General features: G+C 47.0%; 24 protein-coding genes and 1 tRNA gene. 4 read left to right on the top strand and 21 right to left on the bottom strand.

Annotated elements, in window-relative coordinates; genetic code table 11:
• Nucleotides 1-74: 74 nt before the first annotated feature.
• A complete protein-coding gene (locus EV210_RS07710; RefSeq protein WP_132078040.1) occupies nt 75-3845 on the bottom strand; it encodes a phosphoribosylformylglycinamidine synthase in 3771 nt (1256 codons plus the stop codon).
• 125 nt (nt 3846-3970) lie between these two features.
• Here EV210_RS07710 and EV210_RS07705 point away from each other — a divergent pair, with 125 nt between their 5' ends.
• The 3 genes from EV210_RS07705 to EV210_RS07695 all read left to right on the top strand — a co-directional run bounded on the left by EV210_RS07705 (nt 3971) and on the right by EV210_RS07695 (nt 6779).
• Nucleotides 3971-4864: a LysR family transcriptional regulator gene (locus EV210_RS07705; protein WP_132078037.1), complete on the top strand. Its 894-nt coding sequence runs from the start codon at nt 3971-3973 to the stop codon at nt 4862-4864.
• An 18-nt stretch (nt 4865-4882) separates the two neighbouring features.
• Nucleotides 4883-5452, top strand: coding sequence for a xanthine phosphoribosyltransferase (locus EV210_RS07700; RefSeq protein WP_132078034.1), 570 nt, complete (start codon nt 4883-4885; stop codon nt 5450-5452).
• A 67-nt stretch (nt 5453-5519) separates the two neighbouring features.
• Nucleotides 5520-6779: an NAD(P)/FAD-dependent oxidoreductase gene (locus EV210_RS07695; protein WP_132078031.1), complete on the top strand. Its 1260-nt coding sequence runs from the start codon at nt 5520-5522 to the stop codon at nt 6777-6779.
• Nucleotides 6780-6848: 69 nt separating this feature from the next.
• Here EV210_RS07695 and EV210_RS07690 read toward each other — a convergent pair whose 3' ends face one another.
• From EV210_RS07690 to EV210_RS07635, 12 genes are all read right to left on the bottom strand, one after another.
• Nucleotides 6849-7262 carry a VOC family protein gene (locus tag EV210_RS07690; RefSeq protein ID WP_132078028.1) on the bottom strand — a complete coding sequence of 138 codons (414 nt, stop codon included), beginning with the start codon at nt 7260-7262 and terminating at the stop codon, nt 6849-6851.
• 65 nt (nt 7263-7327) lie between these two features.
• Entirely contained in the window at nt 7328-8806 is a 1479-nt protein-coding gene (locus EV210_RS07685) for a methyl-accepting chemotaxis protein (RefSeq protein WP_132078025.1), read from the bottom strand.
• A 172-nt stretch (nt 8807-8978) separates the two neighbouring features.
• On the bottom strand, nt 8979-9530 hold the full coding sequence (locus EV210_RS07680; protein WP_132078022.1) for a 3'-5' exonuclease: 552 nt from the start codon (nt 9528-9530) through the stop codon (nt 8979-8981).
• A gap of 68 nt (nt 9531-9598) precedes the next feature.
• The gene (gene pyrE / locus EV210_RS07675; RefSeq protein ID WP_207900686.1) at nt 9599-10174 is read right to left on the bottom strand and encodes an orotate phosphoribosyltransferase; all 576 of its coding nucleotides are present in this window, start codon (nt 10172-10174) and stop codon (nt 9599-9601) included.
• Nucleotides 10174-10896 carry an orotidine-5'-phosphate decarboxylase gene (gene pyrF, locus EV210_RS07670; RefSeq protein WP_132078016.1) on the bottom strand — a complete coding sequence of 241 codons (723 nt, stop codon included), beginning with the start codon at nt 10894-10896 and terminating at the stop codon, nt 10174-10176. Before pyrF ends, pyrE begins: the two co-directional genes overlap by 1 nt.
• Nucleotides 10897-10908: 12 nt before the next feature.
• The gene (locus EV210_RS07665; RefSeq protein ID WP_132078013.1) at nt 10909-12225 is read right to left on the bottom strand and encodes an MFS transporter; all 1317 of its coding nucleotides are present in this window, start codon (nt 12223-12225) and stop codon (nt 10909-10911) included.
• Nucleotides 12226-12442: 217 nt separating this feature from the next.
• Nucleotides 12443-12769, bottom strand: a complete 327-nt coding sequence (locus EV210_RS07660; protein ID WP_132078010.1) for a hypothetical protein — start codon at nt 12767-12769, stop codon at nt 12443-12445.
• 73 nt (nt 12770-12842) lie between these two features.
• Nucleotides 12843-13793, bottom strand: coding sequence for an arginase (gene rocF, locus EV210_RS07655; RefSeq protein WP_132078007.1), 951 nt, complete (start codon nt 13791-13793; stop codon nt 12843-12845).
• Between the two features lie 323 nt (nt 13794-14116).
• The gene (locus EV210_RS07650) at nt 14117-14755 is read right to left on the bottom strand and encodes a nitroreductase family protein (protein ID WP_132078004.1); all 639 of its coding nucleotides are present in this window, start codon (nt 14753-14755) and stop codon (nt 14117-14119) included.
• A 189-nt stretch (nt 14756-14944) separates the two neighbouring features.
• A complete protein-coding gene (locus EV210_RS07645) occupies nt 14945-15772 on the bottom strand; it encodes a PHP domain-containing protein (protein ID WP_132078001.1) in 828 nt (275 codons plus the stop codon).
• Between the two features lie 19 nt (nt 15773-15791).
• A complete protein-coding gene (waaF, locus tag EV210_RS07640; RefSeq protein WP_165898830.1) occupies nt 15792-16835 on the bottom strand; it encodes a lipopolysaccharide heptosyltransferase II in 1044 nt (347 codons plus the stop codon).
• 79 nt (nt 16836-16914) lie between these two features.
• Nucleotides 16915-17328, bottom strand: a complete 414-nt coding sequence (locus EV210_RS07635; protein ID WP_132077995.1) for an Lrp/AsnC family transcriptional regulator — start codon at nt 17326-17328, stop codon at nt 16915-16917.
• A 118-nt stretch (nt 17329-17446) separates the two neighbouring features.
• Here EV210_RS07635 and EV210_RS07630 point away from each other — a divergent pair, with 118 nt between their 5' ends.
• A complete protein-coding gene (locus EV210_RS07630) occupies nt 17447-18202 on the top strand; it encodes an MBL fold metallo-hydrolase (protein WP_132077992.1) in 756 nt (251 codons plus the stop codon).
• Here EV210_RS07630 and EV210_RS07625 read toward each other — a convergent pair.
• The 8 genes from EV210_RS07625 to EV210_RS07595 form a co-directional block, all read right to left on the bottom strand.
• Nucleotides 18159-19091 carry a DMT family transporter gene (locus EV210_RS07625; protein WP_132077989.1) on the bottom strand — a complete coding sequence of 311 codons (933 nt, stop codon included), beginning with the start codon at nt 19089-19091 and terminating at the stop codon, nt 18159-18161. The two genes, EV210_RS07630 and EV210_RS07625, sit on opposite strands and share 44 nt — an antisense overlap.
• Before the next feature lie 106 nt (nt 19092-19197).
• Nucleotides 19198-20073, bottom strand: coding sequence for a hypothetical protein (locus EV210_RS07620; RefSeq protein WP_132077987.1), 876 nt, complete (start codon nt 20071-20073; stop codon nt 19198-19200).
• 15 nt (nt 20074-20088) lie between these two features.
• Nucleotides 20089-21042, bottom strand: a complete 954-nt coding sequence (locus EV210_RS07615) for a phosphodiester glycosidase family protein (protein ID WP_132077984.1) — start codon at nt 21040-21042, stop codon at nt 20089-20091.
• A 32-nt stretch (nt 21043-21074) separates the two neighbouring features.
• Nucleotides 21075-21914, bottom strand: a complete 840-nt coding sequence (locus EV210_RS07610) for a polysaccharide deacetylase family protein (protein WP_132077981.1) — start codon at nt 21912-21914, stop codon at nt 21075-21077.
• 126 nt (nt 21915-22040) lie between these two features.
• Nucleotides 22041-22259, bottom strand: coding sequence for a hypothetical protein (locus EV210_RS07605; RefSeq protein WP_132077978.1), 219 nt, complete (start codon nt 22257-22259; stop codon nt 22041-22043).
• 158 nt (nt 22260-22417) lie between these two features.
• Nucleotides 22418-22582, bottom strand: coding sequence for a hypothetical protein (locus EV210_RS22570; RefSeq protein ID WP_165898829.1), 165 nt, complete (start codon nt 22580-22582; stop codon nt 22418-22420).
• A gap of 117 nt (nt 22583-22699) precedes the next feature.
• Nucleotides 22700-22783 (bottom strand) — tRNA-Leu (locus EV210_RS07600).
• Nucleotides 22784-22920: 137 nt separating this feature from the next.
• The gene (locus EV210_RS07595) at nt 22921-23553 is read right to left on the bottom strand and encodes a GntR family transcriptional regulator (protein WP_376749337.1); all 633 of its coding nucleotides are present in this window, start codon (nt 23551-23553) and stop codon (nt 22921-22923) included.
• Nucleotides 23554-23625: the final 72 nt, after the last annotated feature.

Raw genomic sequence — 23625 nt, 5'->3', positions numbered from 1 at the left:
TGGCAAATACGGAATTGTCCGGGGAAATTTAATAGGACAAACAGGAAAAGCGCTGCCTGTCGGCAGCGCTTTTATTATTGAAAATAACGGACCCCGGCTTTAAACAACGCTTGTTCCTTGGTGCCGGGAACATTTTTCGCGATATAACTGCCAACCCGTTCGGAATGAGCCATTTTTCCTAAGACACGGCCATCCGGACTGGTCAATGCCTCCACTGCGTAGAAAGACTGGTTGGGATTGCTGTTATTGGTATACGTGGCATTGCCCTCAAAATCAACATATTGAGCGGCAACCTGCCCATGAGTAATCAGCTTTTCCATAATCTCCGGCGGTGCTGTAAAACGTCCTTCGCCATGCGAAACAGGAACGGTATGAATATCGCCGACTTCCATAGCGGCAAACCAGGGGGACAAAGTTGATACGATTTTCGTCTGAACCATCGTCGACACATGGCGCCCAATCGCATTATACGTCAAGGTGGGGCTGGTTTCTGTCATTTCGCAAATCCGGCCGTACGGCACAAGTCCCAGCTTAATCAGGGCCTGAAAACCGTTGCAAATCCCCAGCATTAACCCATCCCGCTGTTCCAGCAAGCTGGCAACGGCCTCTTTTATTTGAGGGTTGCGGAATACGGCAGCGATGAACTTCCCTGAGCCTTCAGGCTCATCTCCGGCACTAAAGCCGCCGGGAAGCATAACAATCTGGCTTTGCCCAATCTGCCGGGCTAATTCATTGATGGATTGCTGGACGGCACTGGCAGTTAAATTGCGAAAAACCAGCAACTCCGTCTCTGCTCCAGCTGCTGCAAAAGCCCTGGCTGAATCATATTCACAATTTGTTCCGGGGAATACCGGAATGAGCACCCGCGGTTTAGCCACGCGAGTAAGAGGCTTACGGGAGCTGCGCCCGGAATGCCCTGCTATGCAAGGGGAATGCAGTGTCGCCGGACAATTCACCGGAAACACTTCTTCCAGCGGCTGCTGCCATGCAGCGGTTGCTTCGTCCAGCGGTATTTCCCGGTCCGCAACGATAATAGCGGGCTGTGAAGTTGTTTTGCCTAGCAATTGGTAGTTTACGTCAACAAAGATTTCTGCTATATCAGTATCGCCCGCCAATTCCAGGATGATTGAGCCATGCTCCGGACAAAACAGCTCTTTGCCTGCATAATCAGCCTGAAATACAAAGCCAATCCGATTACCGAATGTCATTTTACTAATTGCAGCAGCAATTCCACCGGTCCGCACCGTCTGAACAGCCAACAGTTTCCCCTTCTCGGCTAACTGACTGACTTTTGCCAGATTTTTGTGCAGTGTAGCAAAACACGGCATTTCTTCACTGTCACGCGGTAAGGCCAACAGAACAACAAGACTGCCACTGTTCTTAAATTCCGGGGAAAGGATCTGCCCGGCCTTAGCGGGAGCAAGGGCAAAGGAAACCAGCGTCGGCGGCACGTTAAGCTCCATAAAAGTACCGGACATGCTGTCTTTACCGCCAATTGCAGCAACTCCCAGCTGCTGCCCCGCATATAAAGCTCCCAGCAACGCACTCAGTGGTTTTCCCCACTTAGTGCGGTCTGTGCCCAGCTTCTCAAAATACTCTTGCAGTGTTAACCGTATACGGCGGTAATCCGCCCCCATTGCCGCAGTTTTAACGACCGACTCTACCACAGCATAAAGTGCGCCATGAAAAGGACTCCATTTAGCGAGACGGGGACTATAACCATAAGCCATGGTGGTAACAGTTGTTGTTTCTCCACTTAAAACCGGTATTTTTGCTGCCATTCCTTCAGCAGGGGTTAGCTGATGCTTGCCGCCAAACGGCATTATGACAGTTCCCGCACCAATCGTGCTGTCAAAACGTTCCACCAATCCTTTTTGACTGCACACATTCAAATCCCGCAGATTAGCCAGCCAGGCCGCTTTCAGATCAGCCCGGTCAAATTCTGCCTGCAGGGCAAAGTAGTTTTCGGCCTCATTCGGAGCGGCAATTACCGCCTGAGCCGTCTGCTTTACGCCATTGGTGTTTAAGAAATCACGGCTGAGATTAACGATACTCGCTTCCCGCCACAGCATAACCAGCCGATTGGTGTCGGTTACAGTTGCGACATTAGTCACTTCCAAATTCTCTTTATCAGCCAGTGCACAAAAACGGTCAGCATCTGCCGCCGCTACGACAACAGCCATGCGCTCCTGTGATTCGGAAATAGCCAGTTCCGTTCCGTCAAGGCCCTCATATTTTTTAGGGACCGCATCAAGACATATTTCCAAACCGTCGGTTAGCTCACCAATTGCGACAGCCACTCCGCCTGCACCAAAATCATTGCAGCGCTTGATTAAGCGCGCTGCTTCCGGCTGGCGGAACAAGCGTTGAATTTTGCGTTCTGTCGGGGCATTGCCTTTTTGTACTTCGGCACCGCACGAAGCCAGTGAATCGACTGTGTGCTCTTTGGAAGAGCCGGTTGCTCCACCACAGCCATCCCGCCCGGTCCGCCCCCCTACCAATAACACAACGTCACCGGCGACAGGGCTTGTTCTTCTTACATTATTCCGTGGAGCGGCAGCAACAACGGCGCCAATCTCCATTCTCTTGGCAATAAAACCTTCATCATATATTTCAGCAACCTGGCCGGTAGCCAAACCAATTTGATTGCCGTACGAACTGTAACCCTGAGCGGCACCAACCGTAATTTTCCGCTGCGGCAGCTTGCCCGGCAATGTATCTTCAATTTTCGTCCGGGGATCTCCGCTGCCGGTTACCCGCATAGCTTGGTAAACATAGGACCTTCCGGATAAGGGATCACGGATTGCCCCGCCCAGACAGGTTGCCGCTCCGCCAAAAGGTTCAATTTCGGTAGGATGATTATGCGTTTCATTTTTAAACATAACCAGCCATTCCTCTGTGCGGCCATCTATATCTACAGGTACGACAATACTGGCAGCATTGACTTCTTCCGATTCATCAAGGTCTGCCAGCAGTCCTTGTTTCTTCAACTGTTTCATGCCGATGGTAGCAATATCCATCAGACTTATATCACGATCAGTTTTCCCGTAAACATACTCACGGGCTTCCTGATAATGGCGGTAGGCCTGTTCCACAGGTTTGGTATAACGCCCCTGCTGAATTTCCACGCCTGTCAGCTTCGTGTGAAAAGTAGTATGCCGGCAATGATCGGACCAATACGTATCGATGACCCGGATTTCTGTGATCGTAGGATCCCGCTTCTCATCACACTTAAAATACTGCTGACAAAAAGCTAAATCAGCTTCGCTCATGGCTAGACCCAGCTGCTCTTTCAGATCACTTAGTTCTGCTTCCGTAAGTGCAATAAAACCCGTCAGTGTTTTCACTGCAGCCGGTTTTTCCCATTCCAAATCAAGCGAAGCAGGAATGTCCATTGCCGCTTCCCGCGCTTCAACTGGGTTAATGCAGTATTCCTTAATTGCGGTAAAGTGCTTTTCCTCTAATCGTCCTTCAAGAACAATTACTTTGGCTGAGCGGATAACCGGCGGTTGTGCCTGCGTAAGCAGCTGAATGCACTGCATAGCAGAATCTGCCCGCTGATCATATTGGCCGGGTAAAAATTCAACAGCAAAACTCCTGTCACCCGGCTTAAGGTCAAACGTCTGATCATACACGAAATCAACCGGCGGCTCAGCAAATATGGTTTGTTTAGCCTGGTTGTACACAGCATCACTGATTCCCGCCATATCATAGCGGTGGATCAGGCGAACATTTTCCAGGGCAGTTATGCCAAGGTTATGTTGTAAATCACGACAAAGACTTTGAGCTTCCACATCAAATCCCGGTTTTTTTTCCACCAGAATCCGTCTCACCTGTTGCGGCATAAACTGGCATCCCCCTCTTGATTTTCCGTGGCTTTGCCACATTTTCTTTTTGACAAACCCATTATACCCAGAATATACTTATTAGTAAAGTTAATGTTACTTAAATTCCGATTAGGAGAGCTAATATGGAGACTAACTTTGAACTGTATAAGGTTTTCTATTATGTTGCAAAACATCTCAGCTTTTCAGAAGCTTCTATTGAGTTGCGCATATCCCAGTCAGCAGTCAGTCAATCGATTAAATCCCTGGAAGAAACATTGCACTGCCGTTTGTTTATTCGCAGTACTAAACAAGTTCGCCTTTCCCAGGAAGGGGAACTATTGTTTCAACATATTGAACAGGCTTTCAATCTGATCGGTTCCGGTGAGCGCAGTCTAAAAGAGCTTCAAGCGTTAAAGCAAGGTGAAATGCATATCGGAGCAAGTGATACGATTTGTAAATATCATTTATTACCTTATTTTCAGCAATTCAACCAGCTTTATCCTGAAATCAAAATTAAAGTATCCAATCGCACTTCACCGGTATGTATTGATCTGGTAAAAAAAGGAGCTGTCGATCTCAGTGTTGTTAACCTGCCCAGGGAAGGCCATGAATGGAATAAAAATCTGCAGGTAACCTCCCTGCAGACCATTCAGGATGTGTTTGTTGCCGGCCCGGCCTTTTCCGCCTTGTCAGGGCGTAAAGTATCGCTTACAGAATTAGAAGCCTATCCGCTGCTCCTATTGGAACGCAATTCCGTTACACGCGACTACTTCGAAGAGTTCGTACACAAAAACAAAGTAAAATTAAACCCGGAATTTGAAGTAGGAAGTATTGATTTATTAGTAGATTTAGTTAAAATCGGTTTAGGCATCTCTTTTATCGCCAAAGAATATGTAAGCAGCCAGCTGGCAACAGGACAACTTTTCATCGTTGATGTCTCAGCCGCAATTCCCAGCCGTGAATTAGGCATCGTAACTTCCGCCAATATTCCGGTTCCACGGGCAGCAAAAAAATTTATTGAACTACTACAACAATGAGCTATGGAGGACAACATTATGGAACTATTAAAACAGCGCATTGCCAAAGAAGGCATTGTATTAAATAACGCAGTTTTGAAGGTGGATTCTTTTTTAAACCACCAGCTTGATCCCCAACTGATGATGCAAATTGGCGAAGAGTTTGCCGGCCGCTTTAAGAATGAAGGCATTACCAAGGTGGTAACAATTGAATCTTCCGGTATTGCCGTGGCACTAACCACTGCCTTGTTTCTCAAAGTGCCTGTTGTTTTTGCCCGCAAGAAAAAATCGATTTTAATGACGGATGACGTCTTCCATACACAAGTCTTCTCTTATACAAAAAAAGAGAGCAATGATATCACCATTTCCAAAAAATTTCTTGGCAGCAAGGAAAAAATTCTGATCGTTGACGATTTCCTGGCCAGCGGTGAAGCGGCCTTAGGTATGGCTGCCCTTGTCCGGGAAGCAGGCAGCCAGGTTGCCGGAATCGGTATCGTTATCGAAAAGAGCTTTCAACAGGGGCGGCAGCGGTTGCTCGATGCCGGTTACCGGGTAGAGTCACTTGTACGGATTGAATCTTTCGTCAATAACCAGGTTGTCTTCTTATAAGCAGGATTATTCCTGCCTTCCAGCGAAATCGTGTGTTACGTCAGGGCAAATATATGAGGTGATACTTGTGTCTAATGAAACACACGCAAAAAACGTTCCCCATGTCGTCATCGTCGGCGCCGGCTTTGCCGGTCTGCAGGCCGCCCGTGATTTAGATAATGCCCCGGTCCAGGTAACTTTACTGGATAAGCAGAATTACCACTTATTCCAGCCCCTGTTGTATCAGGTGGCTACGGCCGGGCTGTCACCGGAGGATATTGCCCATCCCGTCCGGGCAATACTGCGCGGCCAGGATAACCTGAATTTCCGCAATACCGAGGTGCTTGACATCAATCTTACCACCCGGCGGCTTGTTACAAAAACAGGCGAGCTGCAATATGATTATTTGGTAGTAGCAGCCGGCGGCACCCATAACTTTTTTGGCCTCCAATCCGTAGCTGCTCACAGTTTTGGGTTAAAGACAATAGAAGAAGCTGTTTCTATTCGCAATCACGTTTTGGAAAGATTTGAACTCGCTAATCAGGAAACCGATGCCGACAAACGGCGCGCCTTGCTTACTTTTGTAGTCGTCGGCGGTGGTCCAACCGGAGTTGAATCTGCCGGAGCTTTATCGGAATTATTTTATAAAGTACTCATAAAAGACTATCCGCGCCTTAGTTTTAAAGAAGTTCGTATCCTGCTGCTCGAGGCTGGTCAAAGTCTGCTGCCCGCACTGCCATCGGACCTGCAGGACATTACTGCCGAAACACTATGGAAAAAGCATGTTGAGGTGCGCTTTGGCGCGATGGTTACAGACTTCGATGGTGAACGTGTTACCTTAAAAGGCGGCGAAGTCATTCCGGCCGAGACGCTCATCTGGGCTGCAGGAGTCCGTGCTGCCGGGCTGATTGACCGGCTCGGTGTAAGTCAGGGCAGTCTGTCGCGGGCCATTGTAACCCCTACGCTTCAATTGGCCGATCATCCGGAAGTATTTGTCGTTGGTGATGCTGCGCATTGTGAGGAAAACGGCAGACCGCTCCCGATGAATGCTCTCGTGGCATTACAGCAAGGCTCCACAGCAGCCTCCAATATCTGGCGGCTTCTGCATGATGATCAATGCGAGCCATTTGTGTTTCATGATCTGGGATCAATGGCCACCATTGGACGAAATTCAGCAGTTGCTAAGATTGGCAGCCTCAAAATCCAGGGGCTGTTGGCCTGGCTGCTCTGGACGGGTGTTCATATTGTCCGGCTGGCCGGCTTTCGCAACCGTCTTTTTGTTTTCTGGAAATGGTTTTGGGATTACCTGTTTTACGAAAGAGCTGTCCGGTTAATCACGAAAGAGTAAATCACCCCCTAGAATAAAAAAGGCAGATTGCAGTCTTAACGACATGCAATCTGCCTTTTTATCATGGTCTTATGCTTTCTTCTGAAAAGAATCATAAATCTCCTGATATTCAGGTGTAGCAGGAATCGATTTGTAAATATACAAGTGAACACCATTCGGGTCATCCACCACAAAACTGCGTTCGCCCCACGGCTTGTTCTGCATTTCCTGTAAGATAGGTACGCCTTCAGCCTTCAGGCGGGCATACTCAGCATCTACATCGGCAACTTCGAAAGAGAGAATTAAGCCTTTTCCATTAAAATATTCCCCTGCTTCCCGTTGAGGCAAGGTAAAGCTGATGCCGGCAGGAATCTCCGTACCAACCAATTCAATATACCAGTCGCTTTCATAAACTAACTGAAACCCAAAATGTTGCATATAAAACTCTTTGGATTCAATTAACTTATTTGTACTGATGGTAGCATCTAATCGCGTAAATTTCATGGTCAATATACCTCCGAAAGACTTACCTCTTTCTAGTTTCACCAAAAATTTCTAAAATCCTGCTGCTACAAACGGATATCAACACCAAGAACGCCAATGACGGTTTCCTGGAAATTGCGAATTGGTACAGCAAGCGTAATACAAGGCTGCCGGGAAATGGCCGAGACATAAACTTCTGAAATATAGTTTTTCCCTGTCAGTGCTTCCCTAAACCACTCCCGCGAAGAGGCATTTGCAATACCGGCTGGAGGCAGGGAAACAATAAACCGTCCATCCGTCTGATTGGTCCAGGCTGCTTCCAATCCATATCCTGCGCCCATTAATTCGCTGAGAAGCTGCTTATGTCCCGTTACAGTTAGCTCAATCATTTTTTTATCTTTGACTACCCGCTGTATTACAGCTTCCAGTTCGCTGATTTTTTCTTGCAAAGCCTGCTGTTCATTGTCCTGCATAGCAACAAGTGTGATTGCGCCGGTTGCTTTTACCAGATCATCGGCTACACCGGCCATAATTTTCCCCATGCTGCGCGTTTCATTGAAATGCTCAGCCTGGCGTCCCAGCGCTTCTGTCATACTGTCAACATGTCTGGCCGCCTTTGCGCAAAGCGCCGTCATACTTGCCAGCATTTGGCTTGCTTCACCCGTGGCGTGCAGTTGTTTGTGCCGGGCGGCACTTGCTTCAGCCAATTGAGCTTCTACATGGCTGGTGGCAGCAACAATATCCAGCAGACTTTTTTCGGCCTCAGACATCGCCTGCATGCCGCGTTCAACTGATCCTGCCCCCTGTTCTGCTGCAGAGGCAGCCTCCATAATGCCTTTATCAATTTGCACTAAAAGGCCATTAGCGGAGTTTGCGGCCTGATTACTAGCATCCGATAACTTCTGTATTTCCTGGGCAACTACGGCAAAACCGCGGCCGTGCTCACCTGCCCGGGCCGCTTCAATGCTGGCATTTAAGGCCAGCAGATTCGTTTGGGAAGAAATTCCTTGAATGGTACTCAAAAAGGCATCGATTTGACGCGCAACCTGCATTAGGGAACGAATCCTCTCTTCCAGTGCAGACGAGGCCTGTTGAATATCAGCCATTGCTTTTGCTACTTCCCCGACTTGGGCGAAGCCCTGCTCAGCGCTTAGCTTAGTTTTTCCGCTATCGTGATAAATACTACCGGCAATTGCAGAAATAGCCTGAGCAGCCTCCATAACTTCACTGATCTGCTGATTAGCATCCTCAGCCTCTTTAGTTAACACAGTCGATAAATCCCGCGTGCGGACAGCTTCATGACGAATATCCTCAGCCAGCAGTCCGGCATTGGTAATTGCTTCGTTCACTTGGTTAACTGCTGACGCTACTTGACCGGACGAAGCTTGTGTATCCTGGGTAAACCGGCGCAGCATCCCGGCCAGCTGCCCAATGTTCTTCACCACTGGCTGCAACTCTTGGGGATAGTCGCTTTCTTTTAGCTTCCCCGCCAGCCTGCCTGCGGCATATTCAGCCGTACTCACTGTCAGTTTCTGAATAGCTTTTTCCCTGCCAAACCAAAACATAATGTGCGCCCCCCAGTTATGCTTATGTCGTTCTTAATGCACGCAATCAGAAAGTTATACTTTCTGATAAGATAAAAAAAAGCCGCTTCATTTTCTGAAGCGACCTCATTGTCATCTCACGATCTATTATGATTGTAGGCAATAATGGTTATTTTTGTCAAGAGGCCGCACCTTAAAATTCTTTTAATTTCATATTAAGAACTTGTAATAGCTCGTTAAAATTCGCAACCTGTAAATTCTCTGCCGCTTTTATTGCCAGGAAAGCACAAACTTTAGCATCATGCAGGGCATGATGATGGGCGAAGGATACACCAAAGTTATCAGCTAATGCCGATAACCTGTAGCTAGACTGATCAGGCCAGACCCGTTTGGCCACGTCAACCGTACAGACGTGATGAAACCGGGGAACAGGCAAGTCATACGCCTTAATAACACTGCGCAGTACGCTCATATCAAAAGCTGCATTATGAGCAATAACAATCTTATCCTCCAAATGGGGTCTGATTTTTTCCCATAATTCAGCAAAGGTCGGTTTATCTGCCACATCCTCAGCCTTAATTCCATGAATTCTGGTATTCCAATAATCGAATTTCAGCTCCGGCGGCCGAATAAGAGAATAAGCACTTTTACTGATCTTTCCATTTTCTACTGTTACTGCTGCAATACTGCATGCACTGGTACGATAACGGTTAGCGGTTTCAAAGTCAATTGCAACGAAATTCATAGCTTCTGCCTCTTTCTTCGGATTGCCAAGTATTTCGACACAGTTGCTCTGAAATCCCGCTATGCATTCTATTTAATATTTTTGCTGCCCCGTTTTGTCATTGGTATCTGCTCCTGGCATAGGGGGCAGTCATCCTGCGAATAGGTTTGAACCTGTAATTGAAGTAAGGACTTGGCTGGTATGCCAAAATCTACTGTTCCACCACTCCGGTCTACCAAGAGACCAACACCAACCGCTATTCCTCCGTGCTCACGCACTACCTCGAGCACTTCTTTGACTGAGCCGCCTGTAGTAACAATATCTTCGACAATCAGCACACGTTCTCCCGGTTTAATTGTAAACCCGCGGCGCAATGTCATCCTGCCGTTTTCCCGCTCGGTAAATATAGCCCGTGTTTTTAAATTTTTACCTACTTCGTGCGCTAATAGAATGCCTCCGGTCACCGGGCCAATAACCAGTTCCACCTGGTCGCCAGCGAATTTTTCAGCTAAAGCTGCACACATGCTGGCCGTATGCTCCGGATATTGCAGAACCTGGAACTTTTCAACATACAATGGGCTATGCAAACCGGAAGTCAGCAGAAAATGGCCTTCCAAAATTGCTCCTGTATCAATTAATAGTTGTTTTACGTCGTTTTCCGTCATCATTCTTCCCCCCGTATTGCTTTTACAATTTGTTCAACAGCCTGTACTGGCGAAGGGGCTGCTGTAATCGGACGGCCTACAACCAAGCGACTTGCACCTGCTTTTATAGCATCGGCCGGCGTTGCAACCCGTTTTTGATCATTGGCAGCGGCTGACCGAGGCCTTATTCCCGGTGTAATTACCAGAAATTCAGGACCACATTTTTCCCGGATAAGCGGCGCTTCCTGGGGAGAGGCTACAACGCCATCGATACCTGCCGACTGAGCAAGACAGGCCAGTTTCACCACTTGCTCACTGATTGGCAGCTGACCGCCAATTTCCCGCCACTCCACTTCATCAAGGCTTGTCAGAGCTGTTATTGCCACTAATTGGGGGCGGGGAACACCATAGCTGGCGGAGGCCTCCGTAGCGGCTTGCGCCGCCGCCGCCAGCATGGAGCGGCCACCGGCCGCATGCAGACTGATAACAGAAGCGCCTAGACGGGTCAGCGCAGCTACGCTGCATGCTACCGTATTCGGTATATCGTGCAGCTTTAGGTCGAGAAAGACTTCTTTATCGCATGCACGTAAGAAGTCGACCGTTTGCTCGCCGGCACTATAGAACAATTCCATGCCCACTTTGTAAAAGTTTACACTTGGTCCCAGCTCATTCACCATTTGTTTCATTTTATCAAGTGAATTAACATCTAAAGCAACGATTAATCGTTTATCGGCTGTAATCATATTTTTGTCCTCCTAAACAAGTTCTGTATCTTTTGTTTCCGGTACCAGGAAGTATACATTAACTGCAGCCGCGATATAGATAAAGGCCAGCAGCGCCAATGCGCCGCTCAAACTGTATTGCGCAGCCAGAGCGCCAATTACCAGAGGCGCAAAGCCGCCTACCGCGCGTCCTGTATTAAAGATAAAATTCTCTGCCGTTGAACGGGCGTCAGTGCTGTAATTCTCAGAGAGCAGGGCCCCGTATCCAGCCATCATACCATTACAGAAAAATCCCAGAACGGCACCACCGACCAAGAGATGCATGGGGTCTGACAAATTGGCGTATCCCCACACTGCGGCTGCCGATGCCAGCTGAAAGGATATATACGCAGGCCGGCGTCCGATTTTATCGGCGATATAGCCGAACACCCCTATTCCAGCGATCATACCAATAACAGTTACAATCATCCATACACTTGTTTTGTTGAGTGACAAGCCATGCTTTTGCATTAAGATCGTCGGCAGCCAGATCATAATTCCATAATAACCGGTATTCTGTACACTGGTCATAACAGTGAGGCCGAATGTAGTTGTCGTGGTTTTCCGGTCTGCAAATAAGTGCCACAGTGGAAACGTCGTACTGCTCTTATACTCAGCCGCTTCTTCGGCTGTAAGAGTGTGACCGTTCTTCAGTTTCTCCTTGAGCATTTTTTTCTGTTGCTGCTTATCCTGCCAAATTTGCGGTTCCGCCAGGCCATAACGCGACCAGGCGGCAAACACTGCCGGTAAGGCTCCTACCAGGAAAACTGCCCGCCAGCCGTAATTAGGCAGCACATAGGCACTTACCACTGCCGCAAGCACAACCCCCAGCTGCCACCCCACAGCCACAGCACCGGTTGCGCGTGCCCGCTTGGCTTTAGGCCAGGTCTCTGTCACCAATGTCATGCCGATGCCAAACTCACCGCCTAAGCCTAGTCCGGCCAGAAAGCGGTAAATATTCAGTTCAGTAAAACTCGTGGCAAAAGCCGTCAAACCAGTGAAAACGGAGAAGATCAGAATCGTCCAGGAGAAGACTTTAACGCGCCCGCAGTAATCTGCCAGGATGCCAAATAGATATCCCCCCAAAACTGCACCAATCAGCGTAATGGTCGCCACCAGCCCCCCTTCTGCCAATGTTAGACCAAAAGCTCCCATTACTGCCGTCATGACAAAAGAGAGAATCAGCATGTCCAGCCCATCCATCGCATAACCTGCCACAGAAGCACCAAGTATTTTCCAGCGATACGCCTCTGTTTGCTGAATGCCGGTCAATTGCTGTGCTTGCTCTGTCACTTTAGTTGTTGTTTCCATGTTGCCTCTCTCCTTCTTATTGATATGCAGGCACCAGGGTAACAAAAAAAGGCTTTCTGCAGTTTCCTGGCAGAAAGCCTCCGGCGTTTGTTCAATAAGTATGCGCATGCGCATACCAGAGCCGTTCCCTTGCCAGCCTCGCAGGACTGTCTTAAAGGTACCTGTTTAATTGTATATTATTATGGCATGACCACCGCGTGGTGTCAATGCTGTTTTTCTATTTTATTGGTTTTGCTTGTTTGGCCGGTTTAGCCGGTACAGCAGAAAGTACCACTTTCGTTCCTTCGCGATTTACTTTTAAGTCAAAGTCAACAATGCCTTCTTTAAACAATTGCATTTTAATTTCTAAAAGTGCTTTGCCTACTTTTTCCTGTAAGTCCGGTGTAAAAAAAGAACTATGAAAGTCAGGTTGTTTTTTTGCAGCTGCTTTAACAGGTTTGACCGCTTCCTCTTCTACCGGATTATTCTCAAAAGTAATAACCTCTTTATGACCGACAAACATGTCGGAATCGCTGAGATTCTTTTTAATGGTAATCTTGGCCATTATTTGTCACCTGCTTCTTTATACTTTACCACTATTATAAACTTCACAGCAGTTTATCACAAGCGGCCGCGCTTTACATTACCCGTGCGCTATTCTCTGAACTGCCCGCCAGGCAGCTGCACTCATCACTACTGGTTTCGCCAAATAATGCTCCAATTAAGGCCAGCGTTGCAGCAACAGTCTGCTCTTCGCTGTCTAATAAAGGATTAAGTTCCACAAATTCAGCCGAAGTAATGCTCTGGGAGTCCAACAGCAACTTTACCGCCAGCAAGCTGTCAGCAAAACTCACGCCACCCCGGACTGGAGTGCCCACCCCCGGCGCTTCCCGTGGATCAATGCCGTCAAGATCAAAACTAAGATGAATCCCGTCACAACGTGTATTTAGATATTTCAGTGTCTCAGCGATAACCCGCTTCATGCCGAGCCGCTTTACATCATGAGCTGTGAACAACTTAATCCGCTGCTCGGCAATCAGCTGTTTTTCACCCTCATCCAAATCACGAACACCAATTAATACAAGATTCTCCGCTTTTATTTTTTCAGCATAGCCGCCCGCATTTACCAGTAAAGGATGCCCCAGACCCAGACTGGCAGCCAGAGGCATACCGTGTATATTGCCACTAGGCGTTGTATCGACTGTATTCAAGTCACCATGAGCGTCGTACCAGATAACGCCGAGATTGGCATAATGCCGTGCTAAACCAGCAATTGTACCAATTGCTATGCTATGGTCTCCTCCCAGGATAAGCGGCATTCGCTTACTGTCAACAATCTGAGACACCGCACTGGCAATTTTATCACTGGCGGCAGCAATTAACCGTCCATTCCGGAAAGAGCCGGATTGCTGGCCTTCGTGCCCATTTGTAATCATAGCCACATCACCGGCATCTTTTATGTCTATCGCTAAAGCCTGCAGACGATTGATTAGACCTGCCCGACGTAAAGCATCCGGTGCCAGGTTGGGGCCAAATCGAGTCTGACCAAGCCATTGTCCAATACCAAGCAAAGTTACAGGTACTGTCATTGCAATCATTCCTTCCTAAAGTACACTTGTGAATTCTGTCATCGCTTTATTTTATATTCTATCGGAAATAAGCGCAATAGCGATTTTAAGAGAGCTAATCTCTCCTAAATCGAGTTTATGCATGTTTATGCAGAAATTCAGATGTTTATCGTATTTTCAGGCAATTTAGACTAACCATAAACGGGTATTATACCTTGTATCCAGCAAATGGCCGCCCCTGTCGCCAATCGTTTTTCATGAGTAAAATCACATAAAAATTTTTAACTATAAATGCAAATAAAAAAATGCTTACCGCTTTTGTTAAGCGCTAAGCATTTTGGCAGTTATTGAATGATGGTCAGGATGTCTTCTACCGGTTTGCGCGGCGGATACGACCACTTGCCTTCGTCAGGGATACCCAAAGGCGACATGGCAGCAAGGAAATATCCTTCCTTGGCAAAACCAATATACTCGCTGATTTCCTTGGCAGCATATGTTGGCCCGGTCATCCAGCACGTTCCATAGCCAAGATTAGCAGCCGCTAATTGCAGGTTTTCCAATGCAGCTGCAATGTTTTGTATAGCCGGGTTCGGCTTGGCATACTCCAGTGCCTCACTTGCCGGCATTATGCCTGCAGCCAGCAGGTCATCTGCAATCGTTGGATAAGGGCCTGCATAAACGAGTATCAGTACAGGTGCGGCCTTAAAAACAGTGTGATAATGTACCATTGCCCGCACCGCCTTCGCTTTGGCCTCATCTTTTATATATCCTGCCAGATTCTCATTCTTTTTTGTCACTAATTCAGCAATACCAGCTATTTTTTCTTGATTTGTGATAACAACGAAATGCCAATTCTGCAGATTTTTCCCTGATGGCGCATAAGTTGCCGCTTTAATCATCTCCTGCAGGTGAGCAGGTTCCACCGGTTGTTCTTTAAATTTACGGACACTATGACGCTGATAGATAAACTCCAATGTTGACATACAAAAAACACTCCTTTTACTATCATAATCTACTTTTCATAAAAGCCAAACTGGTCCCGAATAAAGTCGGTAAACTGCCGGCATAATTCGGGATCAAACTGTCCTCCGGCACAAGCTGTTATCTCTGCCAAACGGGCTTTCAGACAAACCGGGCTCCGTTACGAAAATTCCCGGCAATGACCGGGAGTTTCAGTTGTTACAGTGAAGTATAGGTCCTAACACTAAGTCGTCTACATCAACATCAGGATAGCCTAAGCGCCGTTCAGGTAAAAATATCCCATGACAGTCAGAACCGCCGGTAATCAGCTTACTGTGGCGGCGGCTCCAGTCAGCAGCGGCCCGTACTGTTCCCGTGCTATGGCTGGGATGATAACATTCTACACCGGCAATATCCATTTTACCGAAATAATTTAACGTTTCTTCCAGGTCATTGCCATGAAAGGCACTTCCCGGATGGGCCAGGACCGGGATTCCGTCCGCCAGGCGAATTGCTTCAATCGCCCGCGCAGGCGACGGAAATTCAGGAAACGTAATACCCCTAAGAGGCGTAAAAAAATTAGTAAAAAAATCCGGTGCACCTGTACACAGACCTTTATCAATTAAAAAGCTTAGTGATTTCCAGCCTCCTCTGGCAGGATTATGCTGGTAATCGATATATTCCTGATAATCAAGCTTAAGGCCTGCAGCAATTAATTTCTTAATACTTTCATGGTCGGCTTCTTCCATTAAGTCAACATTATGTTTCAACAATTGCTGGAGCTCTACCGACTGCGGGTCAACATGATAACCTAAAATATGAAAGGATTGTCCTGCTAAGGTAGAAGATATCTCTACGCCTCTACAAAAAACAAGTCCTGCTTCCTTTGCCAGAACTTCTGCCTCCATCACATTAGCCGTCGAGTCGTGATCTGTCACTGCAAAAAAACCAACACCTGCCAGGCGGCTATTCTCGACTACTTGTCCTGGTGTCCATGAACCATCTGAGGCAGTAGTATGAATATGTAAATCGACTTTCACGAAAAACCTCCTGCTCTTATCAGTGCAAATAAGGCTCGAGAGCATGTAATACCTGTTGAGGCAGAACATCTTTCATGCAGCGCTGATGCTTAAAGCGGCACTTGGCTTTATGGCAGGTTCTGCAAGCAAGCTTAGCTTCTATCACCGCATGACCTGCCTCGAGCGGACCAAAACGCTTAGGATTTGTGGGCCCGAAGATGCTAACCGTCGGTATGCCCATAGCAATCGCCATATGCAAAGGGCCCGTATCACCTGTTACAACTACAGTGGCTTTTTTTAATAAGGCAGCTAACTGAGTCAGATTCGTCTCGCCTACAGCATTAAGAACAGCGGCATTTGTCTGCTGCAGTACCTGTTGTGCCAAATCACGATCTCCAGGAGCACCGCATAACATCACCGCAGCGTGCTGATCCAAAGCTGTAGCAAGCTCGGCAAAATATCCGGGCGGCCAGTTCTTCGCCGTCCACGTTGTCGCCGGTATAAGTGCAATAAGCTTTTGCCCAGGTTTAATACCTGACTTGGCAAGAAAACGATCGGCAAAGTCGGAATCGGCTTGCGTCAGTTCCAGTGTCATGTGATAACTGGCTGGCTTAATACCAAAAGGCTGTAAAATACTCAGATACCGCTGAATAACATGAGTCTCGCCTTTAACCCGGGATGCTGTTTCCGTCATGAATAAGCTGTTTAACTCTCGTGTATGGGCAAGGCCGATACGTCTTGGTGCTCCGCTGGCAAGTGCCACCATGCCGCTTAAAAAAAGTCCGTGCACATCAAGAGCGATGTCAAAATTGCGAGCCCGCAAATCGGAGCGGAGCTGCTGCCATAGTTTCCAGGCCTCGGCAAAGCGTCCCTTGCGCATATGCTCTTCCCACTTTTCGCGAGGCCATACGTAGACCTCATCAATATAAGGATTCGCCTCCAGCAAGCCTGCTGGTCCCCGGCCAACAACCCAGGTAATATGTGAATTCGGGCAGGCTCGCTTTAATTCCCGGACAACCGGTGTGCAATGCAATACGTCACCAATCGAGCTAAGCCGAATAACTAAAAAGCGCTTGGCAGTCACTATTATCTCCTTTAATTGGGACAGCGTATCTTCTGTTGTAATCAGTATTCTTTCTCATTCTGTCCTTCTTTATTTTTCACTATTCCAGTTTTTCTATCGACAAGTTTACTCTGTAGTTGCCAAAGCGCAGCAGCAAATTTAAGAAACGGGTTAAATCAGCATTTGCCGGAAAACAAGCCTTCAACCAATAACAGCCTTCCCCGCTGATGCGATGTACTTCCTCAACTTCCGTCCGGCTTTTCAGAAACTGCCGCAGTTCATCATGCAGGCTTGTCTTCATAAATATCGTAATCAAAGCAATAACCGGCTTCCCCAGCTTGCTTTCGTCCATTATAGCGGTATACCGTTCAATAATCCCCAAATCTTCCAGACGGTGAACCCGGTCTGCAACAGCCTGTCCGGTGAGATGAATTTGACGGCCAATCTCTTTCCATTGAGCCCTGCCGTTGCGTTTTAAGTATTCAATAATTTCGTAATCGATATAATCAAGCATATGTACTCATTTCCTTTCCTGACGTAAGCAACAGCCCGCTACAACTTACGCGTCTATTAGCAGATACGGTCAATATAGGCTATGCTTAAAAGAATACTATTAGTAGGAGGTAGATTTTTTGAAAATCCGTTTAATTCGTCATGCCACGCTGCTGCTCTCCCTGGGAACGAAAAAAATACTCATTGATCCGATGCTAAGTTCCGCAGGTACCATGACTGCCGTTGACAATGCTCCGAATCCTAAGCAAAATCCACTGGTTGAACTGCCGATTCCGCTCCCTCAGTTACTAACGGCGGATGCAGCCTGCATCACCCACTTACATCGGGATCATTTTGATGAAGCGGCTAAGACTCTACTGCAAAAAAATCTCCCGCTATTTTGTCAGCCTGATGATGAAACTACGCTGCGGGATTTGTGCTTTACCACGGTCTATCCCGTCATTACCCCTCTAGTTTGGGAGGAAATCACGATTCACCGGACGGGAGGACGACACGGGACCGGAATAATAGGCGATAAAATGGGGCCTGTTTCAGGCTTTGTGTTCAAGCAGCAGGACGAATCCCTGTATATAACCGGTGATACCATCTGGTGTCAGGAAACCATCAATGCTCTCGACTGCCACCAACCAAAGATTGTAGTCACTAATACCGGTGCAGCTCAATTTCTGACAGGCGATCCAATTGTGATGGATGGGAAAGATATCATAGCATTATGCCGTTATATGCCTGAAACGAAAGTAATTGCCGTCCATATGGAAGCATTTAATCATTGCCTGCTATCCCGCGCAGAGCTTAGAGCTATGGCTAAAGAACAGCAAATTGACAATCTCTTTATTCCTGAAGATGGGGAAGAGATTTGCTTTGCGTCTCTTTAGTATCTGACGGCATTACTGCTAAGTATACTCCCGAGATAATGATTAGGGCACTAATCAGTTTAACCAGTGTAACCGGCTCGTGAAGAAAATACCAGGCCTGCCCGATAGTGAAAACCGGCACCAGGTTAATAAAAATTGACGACCGGGATGCACCGATTTTCTGAATGGCAATCAGCTGAAACAGATAGCCAAGTACCGAGGCAAAGACCGCCATATACACTACTGCCAGCCAGCCTCCTGTGGTGGTGTAGGGAAGATATGACATTGGCTGCTCCCAGATAACAAACGGAATAGCTGCAATTGTGCACACTAAAAAAGTATACGCGGTAATCATCAAAGGTGACAAGTCATATTTTTGCATAATCTTTCGGCTGAGAATGGAATAGCCCGCCCAGCTCCAGACTGCGGCAAACATCAAAATATCGCCTGTATTCATGCTTAACTGCTGTATAACCTGCCAGTCTCCTCCGGTAATGACTAAAAAAACACCAAAAAAAGACAATAAAAAACCAGCCAGGCGTGTCCGGTTTACCTTATCACCTAAAAAAACTGCTGCCAGCAGCGCCGTCACCATTGGATTTGTTGAGCCAATCAGGGAAGAGTTAATAGCAGTTGTATACTGGAGGCAGGCAAAAAATAAGGCATGATATAGAAATGTCCCGGCGAACCCCAGGGCTAGCAGCGGCAGCCACTCCTTCTGCCTAGGCAGCCAGCGGCCTTGCCTTCGGGAATATAAAATCAGGAAAATGAACGGCAGCGCAAATAAAAAGCGAAAAAAAGTCAGTGCAAAAGGCGGGAACTCGCGGACAGCAAATTTCCCGGTAATAAAAGCGCCAGACCAAAACAGCGCTGTCAAGACCATCATACTATACACTCGCAGATTTGACATTCGGCACCTCCCCTGGATTGTTTACTAATCTTCACCACGAAAAGACGGATGTCCTGCCTAGCATTTATAAAAAGAAGACTTGGAACAAGCTGTTCCAAGTCTTCCGCTATTTCTTCGCTGGTGCTTCTACACCATCCATAGTCAAAAACCGTACATCAGTCGGCTTGGTTAATGTCCGGTCAAGCTCAAAGCCCACTTTCAGCTTACCTTTCAGGACGGTTTCCGCCAAGCCCTGGGTATTCACTTTTGCCAGATAAATATTATTCTTACCATCTACACCAACCAGATTATATTTGGCGCCATAAGGCGAGATTACACGCCAGCTTCCATCACCATTGCGTACATACACAATACCCTCTGCCAGATTATCATAAATGAGCGAATCGTGATCAAAGAGAACCCCGATCCGGCCAATTCGCGAGCCCGAAAGATAAACGCGGGTTAAATCCTGATTGGCATCCGTGCGGTAAACACGGTATTGGTCGGGACCACTAGCAACCAAAACCTGCATGTAAATAACATTAGTGGCCGTAGAATAAGCGACATCTGTAATTTTACTACCCGCAGGCAATTTGTCGACGGTAGTAGACAGCTGATGTCCATCGGCATGTGGATTAATCTGAGTAAGAACGACTTTGGCAGCATCTTTAGCTGTGTCATTGTAAACAGCCATAAGCGCCAAATCACGGTCTTCCAGCCATTTAAAGTAGGATACCTTTTGCTGATTAAGCGGGATAGAACGAAGCAGGGATTTGGGGGAAGTTGCATAAATCTCCACAGCCGCATCTTTAACAACAGCCATGTAGCGCTTATTGCGGGAATAATAAGTTTGCCCGTCGATAACGGCATGTGCTTCTGTAACTGCACTGACTTGAAAGGAGGTAGCAGGAGCAAAGAGTACCCGGTCCAGATAAAAATAGATGCCTGTCTGAAACAAAAGGCCTGCCAACAGCCATATTGCAAGTTTATAACTTGATTTCACCAGCTGCCCTCCTCATTATTTTACAATGAAAGCGGTGGGAATCATCCGCTCACCAAGCATATCGCAAGGTTTATTTACTACTTTTCCGTTAAAATACAGCGTGGTGCTTGATCCGCCATCTAAATTGGCTGCCACATAGGCGCCTTGTTCATAAAGAATATTTTGTACATCCAATAAGGTTGCTCCCAGCGAATAGCCCGGCTGTCTGCCATCTATGACCAGAAACAAGATAGTGCCGTCCTTGCGCTGTCCAATAGCTGTCCGCGGTGCAACACCCCATCCGCCGTCGCCATCTGTTATCAGTTTCTTGCCGTTGATAATCAGCGGTGGCCCGAAAGAAACCCCTTCGGCAACATTCATCTCCCTCATTTCCTTGGGAGAATAGTTACCGGCCACCAGACCACCGGCTTTAGTAACACCAATCAGTTGTACCTGTTCTTTTATATCGCCGCCGATGAGAAATTTGCCCTCATTAATGATCACACCGTAGGGAAGCCTGCCGGTGCCAGTTCCGTTTGGATCATAAAAGCCACCGGCATTGATGGCTGCTACCGCATTATTGGCAATCGCAATAGAGCTGGTAGTATCGCCTTTTTCCTGAATATCCTGTGCGGTAGCTGCTTTAATACGGGTAGGGTCAGGAATCTCCAGCATATAGCCGGTAAAGCGGGTGGCATTAATGTTCACTAATCGGAGTGAACTGGTCTCCCGCTTGGTAAATTGAAACAAATCCTGTTTAGGCTGATTTGTCGGATTGAAATCTCCTACAATCTCCTTAATTTCTTTTTCCGAAAAGATCCAGGTAACATACTGCGGATGACGGGAAGTCAAAACCGCTCCCACCACACTGCGCTTGATATTATCGAATGGTCCGAAAAGAACGATAAACGGTGCCGTGCATAATAAAAATACAAGATTAATGACAATAAAGCGAAAGTATATATTTGAGGCAATGGCCAGTTTCGTCATCGCTCGCCCTCTTCTTCGTTTTTTGGTAATAGCTAAAGCATCGAATAATCTTCTTTAGTCAGACGTTCTTCAAAATGCTTAAGATCAACAGAGTTTCCTATCCAGATACGGTTTAACACCAGGGGATTATCGCCTGTTTTTCCCCATCCGGGATTCATCGTCACAGCAAATTTCAGGCCTTTTTCCTGCAGCAGCTTTAGTGTTGCAGCATCATAACTGCCGTAGGGGTAACAAAACCAAAGTGTATCCTGGCTCAAGCTGCGGTCGAGAACTTCTTTGGACTTGGCAATTTCTTCAGCCTGCTCCGCAGGTGAAAGTTTGGTCAATTCCTTGTGGTGATAGCTATGAGAACCGATCTGCATCCCTGAGGATTTCATTTTCTTAAGCTGCTCCCAGCTAAGATTTGTGCCAACCTCACCGGCAGGAATAAAGACGATACTGGGAAATCCATACTGTTTTAATATAGGCATTGCTACATCATACGTATCGCGATAACCATCATCGAATGTAAGCAGGACTGGTTTCACCGGCAAAGGCTTACCCAGACTGATATAATCTGCCAGCATCTCCGGTGTAAGCGGGTTATAGTGGTTTTTATGCAAAAAATCCATTTGCTCGGCAAAACGTTCTTTAGAAATCACGGCATCATTATCTTTTTCATCACCGATGCTGTGATACATGAGGATCGGCACTCCCTTGGGTACGGCGTATGATACTGGAGAAGAAGCCTGCTGCGTCTTGTCAGCAGCCTGTTCTATTCGGGGTGTATCAGTAGGTGGCGCTGCTTGCCTGGTTATACCACCGCAGGCAGTAAGAGAAAAAACGACGAATAGCAGCAGTAACAACATTACGAAACGGAAATTTCTATTCATTATATCACCAAATCATGCTTTTTTACATCAAAATTCTACAAACATAAGAAAAGTCCTGCAATAAATGAACTGTGATTTTCCTGGAGCTGAAGAGGAGAGGGGGGCGCCTTGGCGCTTAAGCCTTACTTATTTTTGGCACTCAAATGCTATCGGCTTGTCCACATCTTCCTGATCCAGCAGTCGTACAGTATGATGCATCGTCATCAGTACAATTTCTGTTGCATCTCGGGTTGCAGCCTCCCGCTGACTGGGATTCATATATTTGGTCAATGTCAACGCTTCAATTGTGTTTTCCACTATTTGGGCTGTTAATTTAAACAACCCTGATTCCATTCTCCTGTCCACTGTCCTCTCATCTCCATTACGCCTTAGCCCTTGACGCCCCCCTTATCACTATAGTTGATTATCACTGCGAACCAAGACTAACGGTGTCATCATCCCTTGGATTTCTCTTACAAATAAACGCAAAAACCTTCGATACAGTATCGAAGGTTTTGCATAGACTATTCGGTTTTATTTTCGTCCCGCCTTGCACGCTGCTGCCGCTGCTTTGCTAGCTTTGCATTATTGACCGGTTCGATCTTTGTGCCAAATTTAGCAGAAAGCAGCTTTTCGATTTCTTCCGGCGTCATCTTGTAAGTCTTTACATCAGGTCTTTCCATACTCATTGTAACTCCTCCGTCGCTGCTAGTTTTAGATTGCCCAGGCTACGGGGAAAACGTACTTATCCTCATAAAACTAAAAAAAAGCTTCTGCCTTTATTTTAGAAGCCCTAGTTGCTATGATGGTGCGGTTGGTGAGATTTGAACTCACACGGATCTCTCCGCCACCCCCTCAAGATGGTGCGTCTGCCGTTCCGCCACAACCGCCTATGAAATTACTCTATTAATAGTATCATTTTATGTCCGCTTTGTCAATGCCTTAAGCCTGACAAAATAAGCTAGTACCTTGTCAGGTCTAAACCAGACGGGCAGTATTCACTGGAGTAGATCTGATGAGGTACCAGCTATGTTGCCAGGCCGTCTTCAGCATGAATAAAGCGGGTAACCTGCTGGATAACATCGGCATTACCAACCACTACCAGACGGTCATCCACTCGGATATCAGCGAGCGGCCCCGGAGATATAATCACTTCTGTTCCCCGCCGGATGGCAACCAGCGTAGCACCTGTCCGCTGCCACAGCTTCACATCTGCAATTGTTTTCCCCGGCAAATGGGAATGCTCGGGAACCCTGATTTCAACCGGATTGTAAGGCGTCAAGTTTCTGAGACGGTCAGAATAGCCAATGATGTTCGTAAAAATCTCTTCCAGCCGCTGATCAATCTCTTGCTTACGTTCTAAAAGCAATTCTAATTCCTGTTTAAGAGAGTATACGGATTCAACATTTTTATAATGTTCAATGAATCGCTGTGCCTGATCAACAGAAAGGACTACCACTTCTTTGCCTTGCGCCACCGTTACGACATTACCGTCTTTAAGCAGCGCTACCGCCTTGCGGATTGTCTCGGACGATACATTATAATGGCTTGCCAAAAGTGTCCTGCCGGATATTTTGGCACCAATAGGAAATTCTTCATTACTAATTCGCTGTGCCAGGTCCAAGGCAATAGAATGATACATCGACATTGGCGCTGTCAAAACTCCCACCCCGCATACATAAATACCTCTATTATATAGAAACTTCTGCCAAATTTCAAATAAAAGGCCTGT

The sequence above is a fragment of the Anaerospora hongkongensis genome (assembly GCF_004339805.1).
GTDB classification, from domain to species: domain Bacteria; phylum Bacillota; class Negativicutes; order Sporomusales; family DSM-15969; genus Anaerospora; species Anaerospora hongkongensis.
Note: the sequence above shows the minus strand (reverse complement) of the source record. Positions and strands in the feature narration are given on the sequence as shown.